Annotated in this window: 1 pseudogene; it reads right to left on the bottom strand. The window is 71.2% G+C overall.

The features are described 5' to 3' along the window. Positions 1 to 378 precede the first annotated feature (378 nt). Positions 379 to 489: pseudogene (locus tag GEV06_29175) on the bottom strand (metal-dependent hydrolase). Between the last annotated feature and the right edge of the window lie 81 nt (positions 490 to 570).

Raw genomic sequence — 570 nt, 5'->3', positions numbered from 1 at the left:
AGACGCTGGCCGAGATCGCCGCCGAGGCCGGCATCCCCGAGGCGCAGATCGCCTCTGGCATCCGCAAGCGGCTGGCCGATCTGAAGAGCCTGCAGGCCGAGAACAAGCAGCTCCAGCAGCGCGTGGAGCAGGCGACCGTGCTGGACCTCGTCGCCAAGGCCGACGGTAAGGTCCTGGTGCGCCAGATCGATCGGGCGGACCCGCACATGCTGCGCCGCCTGGCGATGCAGGTGTGCAAGCAGGCCGGGCTGGACGCCGTGGTGCTGGCGACGGTGACCGGGGCCAGCAAGGCGGCGCTCGCCGCCGCCGTCGGCCAGCACTCGGGCCTCGACGCGAGCCAGCTCCTCCAGCCGGCGGCCAAGCTGTGGCGATCTCCTCGGCGATCCGCCGGAGATCCAGAACGCCGTCCACCCCCACGCCGTGGTGGATGTTGTACGTCGCGACGGACAAGGGGCGGTCGGGTGCCCGGGGGGCGGCCGCGGCCGGCATGGCGAACGATGCCCACCCGACGGCGATGACCAGGAGCAATGACAGGCGGTGTTGCAGCATGGGAGATCTCCTCTCGTTTCG

Origin of the sequence: Luteitalea sp., assembly GCA_009377605.1 — a bacterium.
Lineage (GTDB): Bacteria > Acidobacteriota > Vicinamibacteria > Vicinamibacterales > Vicinamibacteraceae > WHTT01.
The sequence above is the reverse complement of the archived record's forward strand: the minus strand, read 5'-3'. Positions and strand labels throughout refer to the sequence as shown.